This is a genomic window from uncultured Brachybacterium sp., assembly GCF_947500705.1.
Lineage (GTDB): Bacteria > Actinomycetota > Actinomycetes > Actinomycetales > Dermabacteraceae > Brachybacterium.
Map to the genome: position 1 here is coordinate 529,006 of NZ_CANMSY010000003.1, position 16,353 is coordinate 545,358.

At 71.6% G+C, this 16,353-nt stretch carries 15 protein-coding genes; 7 read left to right on the forward strand and 8 right to left on the reverse strand.

What is annotated here, in order from left to right; translation table 11 throughout:
• Nucleotides 1-14: 14 nt before the first annotated feature.
• From Q0937_RS08505 to Q0937_RS08515, 3 genes are all read right to left on the reverse strand, one after another.
• Entirely contained in the window at nucleotides 15-482 is a 468-nt protein-coding gene (locus Q0937_RS08505; protein ID WP_299302298.1) for a hypothetical protein, read from the reverse strand.
• Nucleotides 475-897 carry an organic hydroperoxide resistance protein gene (locus Q0937_RS08510; RefSeq protein WP_299302301.1) on the reverse strand — a complete coding sequence of 141 codons (423 nt, stop codon included), beginning with the start codon at nucleotides 895-897 and terminating at the stop codon, nucleotides 475-477. Before Q0937_RS08510 ends, Q0937_RS08505 begins: the two co-directional genes overlap by 8 nt.
• 65 nt (nucleotides 898-962) lie before the next feature.
• A complete protein-coding gene (locus tag Q0937_RS08515) occupies nucleotides 963-1,403 on the reverse strand; it encodes a MarR family winged helix-turn-helix transcriptional regulator (RefSeq protein ID WP_299302304.1) in 441 nt (146 codons plus the stop codon).
• Nucleotides 1,404-1,677: 274 nt separating this feature from the next.
• Here Q0937_RS08515 and hutU point away from each other — a divergent pair, with 274 nt between their 5' ends.
• From hutU to Q0937_RS08550, 7 genes are all read left to right on the forward strand, one after another.
• Nucleotides 1,678-3,360, forward strand: a complete 1,683-nt coding sequence (hutU, locus tag Q0937_RS08520; protein WP_299302306.1) for a urocanate hydratase — start codon at nucleotides 1,678-1,680, stop codon at nucleotides 3,358-3,360.
• 2 nt (nucleotides 3,361-3,362) lie between these two features.
• On the forward strand, nucleotides 3,363-4,640 hold the full coding sequence (gene hutI / locus Q0937_RS08525) for an imidazolonepropionase (protein WP_299302308.1): 1,278 nt from the start codon (nucleotides 3,363-3,365) through the stop codon (nucleotides 4,638-4,640).
• Nucleotides 4,641-4,725: 85 nt separating this feature from the next.
• Nucleotides 4,726-6,150, forward strand: coding sequence for a YjiH family protein (locus Q0937_RS08530; RefSeq protein WP_299302311.1), 1,425 nt, complete (start codon nucleotides 4,726-4,728; stop codon nucleotides 6,148-6,150).
• Nucleotides 6,151-6,191: 41 nt separating this feature from the next.
• On the forward strand, nucleotides 6,192-7,778 hold the full coding sequence (hutH, locus tag Q0937_RS08535) for a histidine ammonia-lyase (RefSeq protein WP_299302314.1): 1,587 nt from the start codon (nucleotides 6,192-6,194) through the stop codon (nucleotides 7,776-7,778).
• Nucleotides 7,779-7,910: 132 nt separating this feature from the next.
• Nucleotides 7,911-8,816, forward strand: coding sequence for a CPBP family intramembrane glutamic endopeptidase (locus Q0937_RS08540; RefSeq protein ID WP_299302318.1), 906 nt, complete (start codon nucleotides 7,911-7,913; stop codon nucleotides 8,814-8,816).
• 93 nt (nucleotides 8,817-8,909) lie between these two features.
• Nucleotides 8,910-9,911 (forward strand): TerC family protein, encoded by a 1,002-nt coding sequence (locus Q0937_RS08545; protein ID WP_299302321.1) that lies wholly within the window; start codon nucleotides 8,910-8,912, stop codon nucleotides 9,909-9,911.
• A 150-nt stretch (nucleotides 9,912-10,061) separates the two neighbouring features.
• Nucleotides 10,062-11,243 (forward strand): M4 family metallopeptidase, encoded by a 1,182-nt coding sequence (locus tag Q0937_RS08550; RefSeq protein WP_299302324.1) that lies wholly within the window; start codon nucleotides 10,062-10,064, stop codon nucleotides 11,241-11,243.
• Nucleotides 11,244-11,528: 285 nt separating this feature from the next.
• On the opposite strand, the gene Q0937_RS08555 is transcribed toward Q0937_RS08550, so the two are convergent.
• The 5 genes from Q0937_RS08555 to Q0937_RS08575 form a co-directional block, all read right to left on the reverse strand.
• Nucleotides 11,529-12,341: an SDR family oxidoreductase gene (locus Q0937_RS08555; RefSeq protein ID WP_299302327.1), complete on the reverse strand. Its 813-nt coding sequence runs from the start codon at nucleotides 12,339-12,341 to the stop codon at nucleotides 11,529-11,531.
• Nucleotides 12,342-12,396: 55 nt separating this feature from the next.
• Nucleotides 12,397-12,963: a DUF488 family protein gene (locus Q0937_RS08560; RefSeq protein WP_299302330.1), complete on the reverse strand. Its 567-nt coding sequence runs from the start codon at nucleotides 12,961-12,963 to the stop codon at nucleotides 12,397-12,399.
• Between the two features lie 102 nt (nucleotides 12,964-13,065).
• A complete protein-coding gene (locus Q0937_RS08565) occupies nucleotides 13,066-13,653 on the reverse strand; it encodes a cysteine hydrolase family protein (RefSeq protein ID WP_299302333.1) in 588 nt (195 codons plus the stop codon).
• The gene (locus tag Q0937_RS08570; RefSeq protein WP_299302336.1) at nucleotides 13,637-14,629 is read right to left on the reverse strand and encodes a DMT family transporter; all 993 of its coding nucleotides are present in this window, start codon (nucleotides 14,627-14,629) and stop codon (nucleotides 13,637-13,639) included. The genes Q0937_RS08565 and Q0937_RS08570 overlap by 17 nt, the downstream gene beginning before the upstream one ends.
• A gap of 68 nt (nucleotides 14,630-14,697) precedes the next feature.
• Nucleotides 14,698-16,194 carry a cytosine permease gene (locus Q0937_RS08575; RefSeq protein WP_299302339.1) on the reverse strand — a complete coding sequence of 499 codons (1,497 nt, stop codon included), beginning with the start codon at nucleotides 16,192-16,194 and terminating at the stop codon, nucleotides 14,698-14,700.
• Between the last annotated feature and the right edge of the window lie 159 nt (nucleotides 16,195-16,353).

The following is a 16,353-nucleotide window of genomic DNA, read 5'->3' on the forward strand; positions in this document are numbered from 1 at the left end:
AGTGGTGGCGCGGCTCAGCCGCGATCGCGCCGCCGCCGCGGCCGGTCCCGCCAGGCTCCGGTGGACCACAGCGCGAGCGCGACCAGGCCGGGCTGGAACCACAGCCGCACGAAGCGCTTGGTGTCCGTGTCCAGTCCGAAGCCGTCCCGGGCATGGACCCACTGGGCGATGTTGCCGGGGAAGATCGCGACGAAGAACAGGGCCGCGGCCCACCCGATCGGGATCCGTCGACGGGCCAGCAGCATCAGTGCGCTGCCCAGCGTGATCTCGACGATGCCGGAGGCGACCACGGTGGTCTCCTCGCTGAACGGCACGAAGTTCGGCACCTGGGCGGTGAACTCCTCGCGGGCAACGGTCAGATGGCTGATCCCGGCGAAGGCGAGCATGCCGCCGAGCGCGATCCGCGCCAGGGTGCGGGGGAGGGAGGTGGGTGCCGCTGGTGCGAGCAGCCGGGCGCCGCGTCCCGGGCGGTGCTCAGTCATCGGACACCTGCACGGTGACGTCGATGTTGCCGCGGGTGGCGTTGGAGTACGGGCACACCTGGTGGGCGGCGTCGGCGAGCTCCTGAGCCTGATCGGGCCCGATGCCGGGCAGGACCACCTCGAGCTCCACGGCGAGCTGGAACCCGCCCTCGCCATTGGCGCCGATCCGCACGCGGCCGCCGACGCTCGAATCCTGGATCACGATCTTGCGCTGGCGCGCGACCCCCTGCAGGGCGGAGTGGAAGCAGGCGGCGTAGCCCGCGGCGAAGAGCTGTTCGGGGTTGGTGCCGTCTCCGGACCCTCCGAGTTCCTTCGGGGGTGCCAGCGTGAGATCGAGGGTGCCGTCGGAGGTGACGACGCGGCCGTCACGGCCGGCGCCGGTCGAGAGAGCTTCTGCGGTGTAGAGGGTATCCATGGGATCTGCCTTTCTGTGGTGGGCGACTCGGCGCCCGGGAGGAGGATGCTGCGGGGGCGGTGGAGTCAGGCCGTCGTCGGCGTCCTCTCCTCCATCGCGGTGGTGAGCCGGCGCAGTGTGTCGATCAGCTCGCGGGCCGCCGCCTCGTCCGGCAGGCCGGTGGCCTGTGCGATCGCGGCGGGGATGTGCCCGAGCTCGGTGCGCAGCGAGGCTGCCCGCGCGCTCGGGGTCACGGTGACCACCCGGTGGTCGGCGCCGTCGCGGGTGCGGGTGATGAGCTCCTTCTGCTCCATCCGCCGCAGCAGCGGGGAGAGCGTGCCGGAGTCCAGCTGCAGCAGCTCACCCAGCTCGCGCACGGAGCGCGGGCCGTCGGTCCACAGCACCACCAGCACCAGGTACTGGGGATAGGTGAGCCCGCTCGGGGCGAGGAGCTCCGCGTAGGCCCGGGTGGTCGCGCGCGTTGCCGCGTAGAGGGAGAAGCACACCATGTGGTCGACGATCGGCATGCAGAAAGCATTGCGCACAACTGAGTTGTGCACAACCGATGTGAGCGAGAGCACGGCGCAGGAGCGGGGCCGGCGGAACGGGCTGGGGCCCCGCAGCGCAGGCGCCCTCTGGGGCCGCTCGGGGAGCTCCACCGGCAGAAGCCCGTCCGGCGTCCGCGCCGCGAGCCACGGTCCGGTATCCCGGACACCATTGCCGCAGGGCCCCTCGACCGGTCCCCACGGCGGTGGTGTCCTGGAACGAGCACCCCGCAGCCCTCGACCCCAGGAGCCGAAGATGACCCTCCCCGGAGCCCGCCCCGTCCGCGCCGCCCGCGGCACGACCCTCAGCGCGAAGTCCTGGCAGACCGAAGCCCCGCTGCGGATGCTCATGAACAACCTCGACCCCGAGGTCGCTGAGCGCCCCGATGACCTGGTCGTCTACGGCGGCACGGGCCGCGCCGCCCGCTCCTGGGAGGCCTTCGACGCGATCGTCAAGACCCTCGAGGACCTCGAGGACGACGAGACCCTGCTGGTCCAGTCCGGGAAACCCGTCGGCGTGCTGCGCACCCACGAGTGGGCCCCGCGCGTGCTGCTGGCGAACTCCAACCTCGTGGGCGACTGGGCCACCTGGCCCGAGTTTCGCAAGCTCGAGGCCGAGGGCCTGACGATGTACGGCCAGATGACCGCCGGGTCCTGGATCTACATCGCCACCCAGGGCATCCTCCAGGGCACCTTCGAGACCTTCGCGGCCATCGCCACCAAGCGCTTCGGCGGCACCCTGGCCGGCACCATCACCCTCACCGGCGGCTGCGGCGGCATGGGCGGCGCCCAGCCCCTGGCCGTCACCCTCAACGACGGCGTGTGCCTGATCGTGGATGTGGATCGCACCCGGCTCGAGCGCCGCGTCGCCAAGCGCTACTGCCATGAGATCGCCGACGACCTCGATGATGCGATCGCCCGCGCCAACGCCGCCAAGGCCGAGAAGAAGGGCCTCTCGATCGGCATCGTCGGCAATGCCGCGGAGGTCTTCCCGGCGCTGCTCGAACGGCACCGGGCCGGCGACCTGCAGATCGACATCGTCACCGATCAGACCTCCGCCCACGACCCGCTGAGCTACCTCCCGCTCGAGGTCGCCGTCGAGGACTGGCAGCGCGAGTCGGAGGCCGACGAGGAGGGCTTCACCAAGAAGTCCCGCGAGTCCATGGCCCGCCAGGTCCAGGCCATGGTCGAGTTCCAGGACGCCGGCGCCGAGGTGTTCGACTACGGCAACTCGATCCGCGACGAGGCCCGTCACGCCGGCTACGACCGCGCCTTCGAGTTCCCCGGCTTCGTGCCCGCCTACATCCGCCCCCTGTTCTGCGAGGGGCTGGGACCCTTCCGCTGGGTGGCGCTCTCGGGCGATCCCGAGGACATCAAGGTCACCGACGCCGCGCTCAAGGAGCTCTTCCCCGAGAATGAGCACCTGCACCGCTGGCTCGATGCGGCGAACGAGCACGTCGAGTTCGAGGGCCTGCCCGCACGCATCTGCTGGCTCGGCTACGGCGAGCGGCACAAGGCCGGGATGCTGTTCAACGACCTGGTGCGCGACGGCAAGGTCAGGGCCCCGATCGTCATCGGCCGCGACCACCTCGACTCCGGCTCCGTCGCCTCCCCCTATCGCGAGACCGAGTCCATGCTCGACGGCTCCGACGCGATAGCCGACTGGCCGCTGCTGAACGCCCTGACCTCCACCTCCTCGGGCGCCACCTGGGTCTCGATCCACCACGGCGGCGGGGTGGGCATCGGCCGTTCGATCCACGCCGGCCAGGTGGGCCTCGCCGACGGCACGGACCTCGCCCGCCAGAAGCTCGAGCGCCTGCTGACCAACGACCCCGCCATGGGCGTCCTCCGTCACGTCGACGCCGGCTACTCCCGGGCCGACGAGGTCGCCCACGAGCGCGGCGTGCGCGTGCCGATGACGCCCGTGCGCCGGGACTGATCATGACGAGCACCCTGATCACCGGAATCAGCGAGCTGTGGACCCTCGATCCCGCGCTCGACGATCCCGCCCGCCCCGGCGGGGCGACCGAGGAGCAGGTCCTCCGCGATGCGGCCGTGGTCATCGAGGACGGAACCATCGCCTGGACAGGTCCGGCTGCGGAGGCGCCGTCGGCTGACGAGGTCGTCGACGTGGAAGGCCGCGCCGTGCTGCCCGGCTGGGTGGACTCCCACTCCCACCTCGTCTTCGACGGCGACCGCGCCGCCGAGTTCGAGGCCCGGATGGCCGGGGAGTCCTACAGCGCCGGCGGGATCGGCGTCACCACCGCAGCCACCCGCTCCGCGTCCGACGAGCACCTGCTCTCCCTGGTGCGCGGCCGGATCGCGGAGGCTGTCGCCGGCGGCACCACCACGCTCGAGACGAAGACCGGCTACGGCCTCACCGTCGAGCACGAGACCCGGGCCGCGGCGCTGCTGTCCTCCCTGATCGCTTCGGGCGAGCTCGACGAGGCCACCTTCCTCGGCGCTCACCTGGTGCCCGCCGAGTTCGACGGCCGCGAGGGCCGGCCCGGAGTCGAGGAGTACGTCGACCTGGTGAGCGGGGAGATGCTCGCCGGTGTCGCCCCGCACGTGCGCTGGGTCGATGTCTTCTGCGAGGAGGGCGCCTTCGATCCCGAGCAGTCCGGGCGGGTGCTGCGCGCCGGCGCCGCCGCCGGGCTCGGGCTGCGGGTGCACGGCAACCAGCTGGGCCGCTCGGGCGGCGTGGCGCTGGCCGCCGAGCTCGGCGCGGCGAGCGTGGACCATGTCAACCACCTCGCTGCGGCCGACGTCGAGGCGCTCGCCGCCACGGCGTCGCGTCCCACCGCGACGGGGGACCGGCCGGGGGTGCTCGCCGTGGACGCCGGGCCGACGGTCGCGACCGTGCTGCCCGCCTGCGACCTCTCCACCCGCGCCCCGCTCGCACCGGCCCGGGAGCTGCTGGACGCCGGCGCGGCGCTCGCGATCGCCTCGAACTGCAATCCCGGCACCAGCTACACCAGCTCCATGAGCTTCTGCGTCACCACCGCCGTGCTGCAGATGCACCTGACCCTGGCCGAAGCGCTCCGCGCCGCCACCCGCGGCGGGGCCCTCGCCCTGCGCCGCACCGACGTCGGCCACCTCGGGATCGGCGCCCGCGCCGACCTGCACGTGCTCGACGCCCCCGCCGCCATCCACCTCGCCTATCGGCCCGGTATGCCGCTCACCCACCAGGTGTGGCGGTCCGGGATCCGGAGCGCCTGATCCCCGCAGTTCCACCCCGCAGTTCAGCAGTTCCACCCAGCAGTGCCACCCACCGTTCTCCCCCTGACCCGAAAGGACGATCTCGATGATGACGACGTCCGACGCAATGCACGACCCCCGCCGTGATGCTTCCCGCCCAGGGGCCGAGCGGCCGCTCTTCGAGGGCTCCGCCACGGGCCGCGCCGGCTCCGTGATCGGTGTCGACGGCACCGAGCGCCCGGTCCCGCCCCACCGCTGGCGGTTCTTCCTCTACAGCGCCATCGGTCTGGTGATGTTCTTCGTCTCCGTCGAGATCGGCGGGAAGTCCACGATCCTGGTGGACCACGCGCTGACCTTCGTGAGGTGGGCGCTGGGCGCCGCGGTCCCCTGGGTGGTGGTCGCGCTGGTCGCCTTCGGCACCCTCCGCCCCTTCGTCACCGGCTCCTGGAGGAACGGCGCCCTGCGCACGGTCTTCGCCGTCGCGAACATCGTCGGCCTGGTGGTCGCGGTGTGCGCGGCCTCCGGGTACTACCCGGGACCGCTCGCGAACCCCGATATCGGGCCCTTCCTGTGGGAGAAGCTCGGCATCCCCGTGGGCCTCATCGTGCCCGTCGGCGCGGTCTTCCTCGCGCTGCTGATCAACTACGGGCTGATGGAGTTCATCGGTGTGCTGGTCCAGCCGATCATGCGCCCGCTGTGGAAGGTGCCCGGCCGCGCAGCGGTCGACGCCGTCGCTTCCTTCGTGGGCTCCTACTCCCTCGCGCTCCTGATCACCGACCGGGTCTACCGCGAAGGCAGGTACACGGGCAAGGAAGCGGCGATCATCGCCACCGGCTTCTCCACCGTCTCGGCGACCTTCATGGTGATCGTGGCCAGCACGCTGGATCTGATGGAGCACTGGACGCTCTACTTCTTCCTCACCCTCGCCGTCACCTTCGCGGTCACCGCGATCACGGTCCGGATCCCGCCGCTGAGCCGGGTGGCCGACACGCCCTTCGAGGGCGCCCGGCACCTGGCTGAGCCGGTCTCCCAGGGGAACCGCTTCGGCCAGGCCTGGGATGAGGCGATGCGTGCACTGGCCATCGCTCCCGGAGTGGTGAAGGGAAGCTGGGCGACGTTCAAGGACGGCGTGCTGATGGCTGCCGCGATCGTCCCCTCGATCCTGTCCATCGGCCTGGCCGGCCTGCTGCTGGCCACCTACACCCCGGTCTTCGACCTGCTCGGCTGGCTCTTCGTGCCCTTCGCCTACCTCGTGCAGCTGCCCGACCCGGCGCTCGCCGGCAAGGCCGTCGCCGTGGGCATCGCCGAGATGTTCCTGCCGGCCACCGTGGTGGCCGGCCACGAGTCCCTGGTGCTGCGCTTCACCGTCGGCGTCGTCGCGGTCTCGCAGATCGTGTTCTTCTCCGCCCTGGTCCCCTCGATCCTGGCCACGAAGATCCCCGTGAACGTGGGACAGCTGGTGGTGCTCTGGTTCCTCCGCGTCGTGCTCACGATCCTGATCGCCGCGCCGCTCGCACACCTGCTGCTCTGACCCTTCCCTCCGTCCCTTCCCTCTGTCCCGAAAGGACCTCCATGACCAGCCCCATGACCGACTCTGCAGTAACCGACGCCGCAGTCACCGACCACACCATCACGCTGTCCAGCAGTGGACTCACCGCCGCGGAGGTCCTCTCCGTCGCCCGCCACCGCGCCGGCGTCGAGCTCGATCCCGCCGCCCGCGAGCAGGTCGCCTCGGTCCGTGCCCATATCGATGCGCTCGCCGCCGGGGACACCCCCGTCTACGGCGTCTCCACCGGCTTCGGGGCGCTCGCGGACACCGCGATCCCGCCGAGCATGCGCCACGCGCTGCAGCGCTCCCTGATCCGCTCCCACGCCGCCGGCGCCGGGCCTGAGGTCGAGACCGAGGTGGTGCGTGCGCTGATGCTGCTGCGCGCCCGCACCCTCGCCTCCGGCCGCACCGGTGTGCGCCCCGTCGTGGTCGAGACGATCCTCGCGCTGCTGAACGCGCAGATCGCCCCTATCGTCCACGAGTACGGGTCCCTCGGCTGCTCCGGGGACCTCGCCCCGCTCTCCCACTGCGCGATCGTGCTGATGGGGGAGGGCCGGGCGCGGGACCGCGACGGCGTCGAGCGCCCCGTGCCCGAGCTGCTCGCCGAGGCCGGGATCGAGCCGGTGCTGCTCGAGGAGAAGGAGGGCCTCGCGCTGATCAACGGCACCGACGGCATGCTCGGCATGCTGCTGATGGCGATCGCGGATCTCGACGAGCTGGTGCGCACCGCGGACCTCACCACTGCGATGTCCGTGCAGGGCCTGCGCGGGCGGGACTCCGTGTTCCGGCCGGAGCTGCATGCGCCGCTGCGCCCGCATCCCGGCCAGGAGGCGTCGGCCGCGAACATCTTCGCGCTGCTCGAGGGCTCCGGGATCATCGCCGATGTCGCCGCCGAGGGCTCCCGCGTGCAGGATGCCTACTCGCTGCGCTGCGCCCCACAGGTCGCCGGCGGCGTGCGCGACACCATCGAGCATGCCCGCACCGTCGCCGAGCGCGAGCTCGCCGCCGCGATCGACAACCCCGTCGTGCTCGAGGACGGCACCGTCACCTCCAACGGCAACTTCCACGGCGCCCCGGTCGCCTACGTGCTCGACTTCCTCGCGATCGTCTCCGCCGATCTCGCCTCGATCGCCGAGCGCCGCACCGACCGGATGCTCGACAAGTCCCGCTCCCACGGCCTGCCCCCGTTCCTGGCCGACGACCCCGGCGTGGACTCCGGTTTCATGATCGCCCAGTACACCCAGGCCGGCCTCGTCTCGGAGATGAAGCGCCTCGCGGTGCCGGCGAGCGTGGACTCCATCCCCTCCTCCGCGATGCAGGAGGACCACGTCTCGATGGGTTGGCACGCCGCCCGCAAGCTCCGCACGAGCGTGGAGAACCTGCGCCGGGTGCTCGCGATCGAGCTGCTCACCGCCGCCCGCGCGATCGACCTGCGCGGCCCGCTCACCCCGTCGGCCGCCTCCGCCGCGGCGATCGCCGTGCTGCGCCGCAACGTTCAGGGTCCCGGCCCGGACCGCTTCCTCGCCCCGGACATCGCCGAGGCCGAGGCGCGACTGCTGGACGGGACCGTGCTGGCGGCGGTCCAGGAGGTCACCGGCCGGCTCGCCTGAGGGCGCCCGGCCCGTCCCGAGAAGGGTGCCGGACAGCCTCGCACCCGGTGGCCGGCCCGCCGGTGTCGGGGTGCCCCGACACTCTGCCCGCGGGCCGTGACAGCGTCCTCACCTGCGCGCATGCTCGGTGGCATGAACTCCTCAGAGACCCCTCCCCTCGACCGCGGCGATCGCCGACGCGGGCTCCAGCTGCTGCTCGGCATCGCCCTGTTCCTCGTCGCCCAGCTCGTGATGGCGACCGTCGCCGGGCTGATCGGTGGTCCCGCATCGACCCTGATCGGCGCGCTCGTCGGCGCAGCCCTCGCCGTCGGCGGCTACCTCCTGATCGTCGGATCGATCGGCGGCCGCCCCGGGCTCGGCCTGCGGGGGCGCGGCAAGCTCGCCGAGCTGGCGCTGGGCCTCGCACTCGGCGCAGCCCTGCTGACCCTCGCCGTCGGCGTGATCGCCCTCTTCGGCGGCTATCGCGTCACCGGGATCTCGGCGTCCCCGCAGCTGCTGGCACCGCTTGCGATCGGCATCGGGGCCGGGGTCGTCGAGGAGGTCGTGTTCCGCGGGATCCTGCTGCGCGTGCTCGAGACGTGGCTGGGCAGCTGGGCCGCCCTCGCGATCACCTCGCTCCTGTTCGGACTGATCCACCTGATGAATCCCGGGGCGTCGATCCTCACCGCGCTCGGCCTGGTGATCGAGGCGGGGGTCCTGCTGGGGGCCGCGTACCTGCTGACCCGTCGGCTCTGGCTGGCGTTCGGTCTCCACATCGTGTGGAACACGCTGCTGGCCGGGGTGTTCTCCTCCGCGGTCTCCGGGTCCGGCACGCAGAGCGGGCTGCTCGTCGCGGAGGTCTCCGGCCCCACCTGGCTGACCGGCGGGTCGATGGGCATCGAGGGATCGCTCCTCACCGTTCTCCTGGGGTTCGTCGCCGGGATCCTGATGCTCGTCCTCGCCGCCCGCCGGGGCCATCTGCAGGGCCCGGTGAGGAGGCGGCACCAGGAGACGAGCACGCACGGCGACGAGAGGGTGCTCACTCCGGGCGTCAACTGATGAACCTGCGAGTAGCCTGTGACCGGTCTGCCCGGTGCAGACCGGCCTCGGCTCCTCGAGGCCGACAGCCCGTCACCCCTGAAGGATCGCCCCATGGGAGAACTCCACCTCGGCTTCGAGATCGGTGCGATGGTCGTGCTCTGCGCGATCCTCGTGGCCGATCTGCTGCTGGTCATCAAACGTCCGCACGTCCCCTCCCTTCGGGAGTGCGCGGCCTGGATCGGCTTCTACGTGGGGTTGGCGCTCGTCTTCGCCGTGGTGCTCTACTTCGTGGGCGGCATGCAGCCGGCCTCGGAGTTCGTCACCGGCTGGCTGCTCGAGTACTCGCTGAGCATCGACAACCTGTTCGTCTTCATCATCATCATGGCGAAGTTCGCGGTGCCGCGGCGCTACCAGCAGGAAGCGCTGATGGTGGGCATCATCATCGCCCTCATCGCACGCGGCCTGTTCATCCTGGCCGGCGCCGTGATCATCGAGAACTTCACCGCCGTCTTCTACCTCTTCGGAATCTTCCTGCTGTGGACCGCCTGGAAGCAGGCGCAGGGGGAGGAGGAAGGGGGCTCCGACTCCTTCATCATGAAGACGGTGCGGCGGGTGTTCCCCGTCTCCGACGACTACGACGGCAACAAGCTGCGCACCGTCGTGGACGGCAAGAAGCTCTTCACCCCGATGCTGCTGGTGTTCATCACCCTCGGCCTCACCGACGTCATGTTCGCCCTGGACTCGATCCCCGCGATCTTCGGCGTGACCCGCAGCCCGTTCCTGGTGTTCACCGCGAACGTGTTCGCCCTGATGGGCCTGCGCCAGCTGTACTTCCTCCTCGGCGGGCTCCTGGACCGCCTCGCCTACCTGCACTACGGGATCGCCGCGATCCTCGGCTTCATCGGTGTGAAGCTGCTGATCCACGCCATCCACGAGGCACCGCTGGACTTCATCCCCGGCTTCTCGGTGCTGCAGAAGATCCCCGAGGTGCCGATCTGGCTCTCGCTCGCCTTCATCGTGGTGGCCATGGGCGTCGCGGTGGTCGCGTCGGTCATCTTCGCGAGACAGTCCGAGAAGCGTGAGGACACGGAGAACACGCTCACGGAGCACTGAGAGCACGGAGCACCGAAAGTACGCAGCACCGAGAGCACGGAGCACCGAGCCGGATCGCTCTGCCCCCGGGCCGGAGGGATCCTGGGCGGGTGGGGGAATCCGACCGAGCCCGGGGTTCCGTCCGTCGGACGCGGGGTCCAGGATGGGGGCATGAGCCTTCGACGTGATCGTGCCCGCACCACCGGATCCTCGCGGCCGGTGCACGGCATCGTCCCCCCTCACCTCCTGCAGCAGATCTCCCGCGCTGCGGACGAGGAGCAGGCACGGGCCGCCGAGCAGACCCTCGCCGTCGGCCGCCAGGTGGCCGGCCACCGCGAGGTGCGCGCCGCCCGTACCCGACGTCCGGGCTTTCCCGGCTCCGCGACGGGACTGCTGCCCCCGCATCTCGAGCAGCGGCTGACCGGGCCGAGGACCGCGCACGCACACGCTGCGACGGAGAGCGTCGCCGTGCTGCGACGCAGCATCCACGACGCTCAGCACGGCACCGCCCTGCCGGGCACGCTGGTGCGTGGAGAGGGTGGGGCCTCGGTGGGCGATGAGTCCGTGGATGAGGCCTATGACGGGCTCGGCGCCACCTGGGAGCTCTACCACCAGGCCTTCTCCCGCAACTCCCTGGACGATGCCGGCATGGAGCTCATCGCCACCGTCCACTACGGCCAGGACTTCCAGAACGCCTTCTGGGATGGCGAGCAGATGATCTTCGGTGATGGCGACGGAGTGTACTTCCAGTCCTTCACCAATGCCGTCGACGTGATCGGGCACGAGCTCACCCATGGGGTCGTCCAGTTCACCGCCGGGTTGATCTACGTCGCCCAGCCCGGCGCGCTCCACGAATCGATCGCGGACTGCTTCGGGGCGATGGTCAAGCAGCGTGCTCTCGGCCAGAGCGCCGAGGAGGCCGACTGGCTGATCGGTGAGGGCCTGTTCACCGAGCGGGTCCAGGGGGTCGCGCTGCGTTCGATGAAGGCGCCCGGCACCGCCTACGACGACCCGGTGCTCGGGAAGGACCCGCAGCCCGCCTCGATGGCGGACTACGCCGATCTCCCGCATGACGAGGAGAACGACAACGGCGGGGTGCACGTGAACTCCGGCATCCCCAACCGGGCCTTCCAGCTCGCGGCGACCGGGATCGGCGGATCCTCCTGGGAGGGGGCGGGCGTGCTCTGGTATGACGCGCTGACCAGCTCCGGGCTGCCCAAGGATGCGGACTTCGCGACCTTCGCCGCCGCGACGCTCGAGGCCGCGGCCGCCCGCCACGGGGAGGGATCGGCGCAGCAGGCCGCCGTCGCCGAGGCATGGCGCACCGTCGGGGTGCTGGACGGGCAGGGCTGAGCGGTGAGGCCCGCTGACGAGCCATGGTGAGCGAGGGACGGGGCCCGCTGCGCCGAGTCGGGCCCGACGCCATCCGTCCCGTCGGGCCTGGCATTCCCGCCGTCCCCGGCGGCGATGCGGCGTGCTGGCTGGGTGAGCTGTGCCCGGAGTGCGGCGCCGTGCCCGAGGGCGAGGGGGCGCAGGATCCGACCGTGCCCTGCTGGCGCTGCGGGACGGTGCGCGCCTCCTCCGCGGACGGGGAGTGACGACCCGGCGCCCTGCCGTGGCCCGTCAGCAGGCGCTCGCTCACACGGCCGGGGTCGCGAAGCCCCCGTTGGAGTGCAGCAGCTGGCCACGGATCCAGGACCCCTGCTCGGAGACCAGGAAGCGCACCAGGTCCGCGACCGTGCCGGGCCCGCCGAGCTGCCTGCCCGGCATCTGCGCGGTGACGGCGGCGCGGATCTCCTCGTCCATCCAGCCGGTGTCGATCGGACCCGGGTTGATCACGTTGGTGCGGATGCCCCGGTCCGCGAGCTCATGGGTGCCCGCCAGCACCAAGCGATCCAGCGCCCCCTTGGTCGCCCCGTAGGGGAGGTTGTGCACGGTGTGGTCGCTGGTCAGCGCGATCACAGCGCCGCCGGGAGCGGCAGCGGGCGGGTCGCCCGGCTCGCTCCGTTCGACCTGCTCGGCGAAGGACTTCAGCAGCAGCCAGCTCGCGCGCACGTTGACCGCGTAGTGCCGGTCGAAGCTCTCGACCGTGGTGTCCAGGAGCGAGGAGTCCACCGACTCGCAATGGCTCATCACCAGCACCCCCAGCGGACCCAGCGCCTCCCGGGCGCTGCCGACCACCTGCGAAGGGAGCTGCGGGTCGGCGAGGTCGCCGGGGATCAGCACGACGCGGCGGCCCACTGCGCGCAGCTCCTCGGCCAGCAGCTCCACATCGGAGTCCTCGCCGAGCACTCGCCGGTCGTAGGGGGCGTGGAAGGACAGCGCCAGGTCGAATCCGTCGGCGGCGAGGCCACGGGCGATCGCGGCGGCGATCCCGCGGCGGCGGCCGACGCCGGTGAGCAGCGCGGTGCGGGGCAGTGCGGCGGGGGCGGGGGAGGCGGGGAGGTGCATGCGGCCGACGGTACGGCGCAGCGGCGAGCCCGGCCACCGGTTTTCCGGTGCCCGGTCAGGCGCGGTTCTTGCCGTCCGTCTCGTCGGCTCGGTCCCAGACCACGTGACCGTCCTCGCCCAGCCGTGCCCCCTCGCTCGGCTCATGCGGCCGCTGCTTCCCGTCGGGCATGAGGTCCGCGACCTCGACCTGATGCTCCATGAGCATCACGTCGGCGATCAGGCGGCGATGGCAGCGCCACCACACCGCCTCCGAGCACATCACGGCGGTGCGGGTGCGCGCCACGTCGCCGAGCAGCTCCGCGAGGCCCGCGCGGAACTCGTCGCTGCGGGTCCAGCCGGCGTAGGCGCGGAACTGCGTGACCCGCCACCAGGTATCGGGGGAGGCGGCGTCCTCGTCCTTGGTGAGCCGGCGCCGACCGCCCAGGCGCTCGTCCCAGCGGTAGCCGATCCCGGCCTCGGTGCAGATCTCCTCGACGGCTCCGCGGGCGGCGGCATCGTTGGTGCGGGAGCCGGGGAATCGGCGCACATCCACCAGCTGTCGGATGCCGGCCCCGAGGAGCAGGTCGCTGAGCTCTGTGCGCGACAGGGTGCCGTGGCCGACGGTGAGCAGAGAAGCAGTCATCGGCCCAGTGTCTCGCGACGGTGAGCTCCGGGCGGGACCGAGTGGTCGACGACCTCGGGGAGCGGATCTGCGTCGACGGCATCGAGGGCTTCGCGGAGGACGTCACCCACCGCTGGTGAGCACCTGCTCGGTGGAGCGCAGATCCACCTGCGGCGGGAACAGGCGCATGGTGTGCAGGGCGGGCGGGCCGTTCTCCGCAGCGGAATGGGCGACGCCGTCGGTGACCACCGTGACGCGCACCCCGGCGTCGGCCGCCGGGAGCACCGTGGAGATCACGCAGCAGTCCGTGGTCACGCCCGTGACCAGCAGGTGCGTGCGGGGGTTCGCGGGCCATCCCACCCGACCGGCCAGCTGCGGGCCCCACTTGCCGAAGGTCGGCTCATCGATCGTGGGGTGGGCGGACAGCCCGCGCGCGACGTCGACCAGGTCGTAGCGCGGATCGTCCGCCGGGACGTCCGCGAAGGGCCAGTCCCGGAAGTAGTCGCCCCAGGCGGTCGCCCGGTCCGCCGTCGGCAGCCAGCGCGTGACCAGGGTCCGCTCGGCGCCGACGGCCTCCGCGAGGCGGGCGATGTTCTCCATCGCCGCCGGGAAGAAGGGAGAGCACCACTGCGAGCTGGGGTCGGCGAAGATCCGTTGCGGGTCGACGATCAGCAGCCAGGGTGCCGGGTTCGCATCAGGCGCAGGGGACATGGGCGGGATCCTCTCCAGGGCGGGCCTCGGTGCACGCGGCGGGGTCAGAACAGGTGGGGTCAGCGTAGTCCGCCTGCTGCCGCGGACGCAGGGCGGCGACCACTGCCGGCGCCACGGCGAAGGCGGCCCCGGCCAGGCACAGCACTCCGCCTGCCGCCGCGAGCGGGGGCGGCACCTCTCCCAGCAGCAGCCAGGCCAGCACGACGGTGAAGGCGGGGACCAGCAGGGAGGAGGAGCTGAGCAGCCCGGCCCCGGTGTGGGTCAGGGCGTATCCCCACAGCAGGAAGGCCAGCGCGGTGGGGAACACCCCGAGATAGACGACGCCGAGCACCGTGCTGACGGGAGCTGCGCCGACCTCCGCCATCAGGTCCGGGGCGAAGGGCAGGCAGGCCAGGGCGCCGCTCAGCACCCCGATCACCGTCATCGAGGTGGAGTCGACGTGGATCAGCAGCAGCTTCTGCGCGAGCACGCTGCCGGCATAGAGCAGCGCGGCGACCAGCCCCAGCACCACCCCGAGCCCGGAGAGGTCCCCGGTGGAGGCGCCCACCGTGATCAGCACGATCCCGCTGAAGGCGACCAGCACTCCGGCGAGCAGCCGCACGGAGAACCCCTCCCCGAGCAGCAGCCCGGAGGCGACCGCCACGATCAGCGGTGCGAGGTTCACCAGCATTGCCGCGGTGGCCGGGTCCAGGAACAGCTCCGCGGCGTTGAGCACCACGAGATACACCGCGAACCAGGCGATGCCCCAGCCGATCACCGCGGCCCACAGGCGCCCGCTGCGGGGGCGACGCACCCGTCCCAGCAGCAGCAGGGGCAGCAGCGCGATCGCGGCGGAGCCCACCCGCAGCAGAGCCATCGCGCCGGGGGAGAAGTCGTGCCCGGCCACCCGGATGACCAGGAAGGACGAGGCCCACATCAGCATCACCCCGAGCGCGGCGAGCCACGGCAGGGCGGGATGGGCGGGGGACGGGCGCATGGACCCATCGTGGACCCTGCGGAGCCTTCGCGGCGCCCCTGCCCACGCCCGACGGCCGGGCGGTCGGCTCAGCGCTGCTCCTGGCGACGGATCTTCCCGCGCCGCGCGATGAGCGTCACTCCGAAGCCGAGCACCAGCGCCAGCAGCACGCCGATGTTGGAGTACGCCCAGTTGCCGTCCCAGTAGGAGCCGGCCGGGTCCTCCACGAAGGTGCCCAGGCCCAGCGGTTCGAGCAGGTAGCCCTGCCAGTTGTTCCAGGGCGCGTCCTCGGTGAAGCCGTTCACGACCAGGCCCCAGCCCAGGATCGAGGCGACGACCATGGTGATGATCGAGGTCCAGTCGAAGGCGCCGTAGCGTCCGGTGGGGTCGAACAGGGCCTTCTCGTCGTAGTCCGCGCGGCGGGTCAGGATGTCGGCGATCAGGATTCCCGCCCAGGCCGCGATCGGCACGCCGAGGGTGATCAGGAAGCTCTGGAACGGGCCGATGAAGCTGGTCGCGAAGAACGCCACCCAGATGGTGCCGGCGGTGAGGATCAGCCCGTCGACCGCAGCGGCGGCCGGGCGCGGGATGCGGATCCCGAGGCTGATCAGGGTGAGCCCCGAGGAGTAGATGCCCAGCACCGCGCCGGAGACCAGGGTCAGCACCGCGACGATCCAGAAGGGGATCAGCGCCCACAGCGGCAGGATGGTCACCAGCGCACCAATCGGGTCGCCCTCGATCGCGCCGCGCAGGCCCTCGTCGGAGCCGGCCAGCAGCAGCCCGAAGATCACCAGCACGACCGGCGCCGCGGCGCCGCCCACGGTGTTCCACAGCACGATCGACCCATCAGAGGCTGTGCGCTTCTGGTAGCGGGACCAGTCGGCGGCGATGTTGATCCAGCCCAGGCCGAAGCCGGTCATCACCATCACCAGCGCGCCGATCATCGCCTGCGGGGAGCCTGAGGGGGCGGAGAGCACGGCGTCGAGGTCGATGTGGGGGATCGTGAGGATCATGAAGAGGATCGTCATCGCCCCGGTCGCCCAGGTCAGGATCGACTGCATCTTCATGATGGTGTGATAGCCGAGCACGCTCGCACCCACGATCAGGGCGGCGATCAGGATCGCGGCGATCACCGTGACCGCCTGCCCGGAGGCGAGGCCCAGCACGTCGAACACGGTCGCGGTGGCGAGCACCGCGGAGATCGCGAGCGAGGTCTCCCAGCCGATCGAGGTCAGCCAGGAGACGATCCCGGGCACCTTCTGCCCGTGCACGCCGAAGGCGGCGCGCGAGAGCACCATCGTCGGGGCGCTGCCGCGCTTGCCCGCGATCGCGACCAGCCCGCACAGCAGGAAGCTGATGATGATGCCGATGATCGCCACGATGGTGGCCTGCACGAAGCTGATGCCGAAGCCGAGCAGGTAGGAGCCGTAGCTCATGCCGAAGACGGAGACGTTCGCCGCGAACCAGGGCCAGACCAGATCGCGCGGCTTCGCGACGCGCTCCGACTCCGCGATGATCTCGATGCCGGCGGTCTCGATGACGCCGGCGCCACCGATGGGGGCGGGGATGCGCTCAGGGGAGGACATGGAAGCTCCGGGGAGGAGGGGTCCGACGGGGATCGGACGACGGGAAGGCGAGGACTGCCGTGAATTCTCCCACGGAAGTGCACGAGAGCGACGGTCGCCGGGCGCGGCGCCGGGAGCGGGGCGGGGAATAGGATGAACGCCGCCTTCAGCACAGAGCCG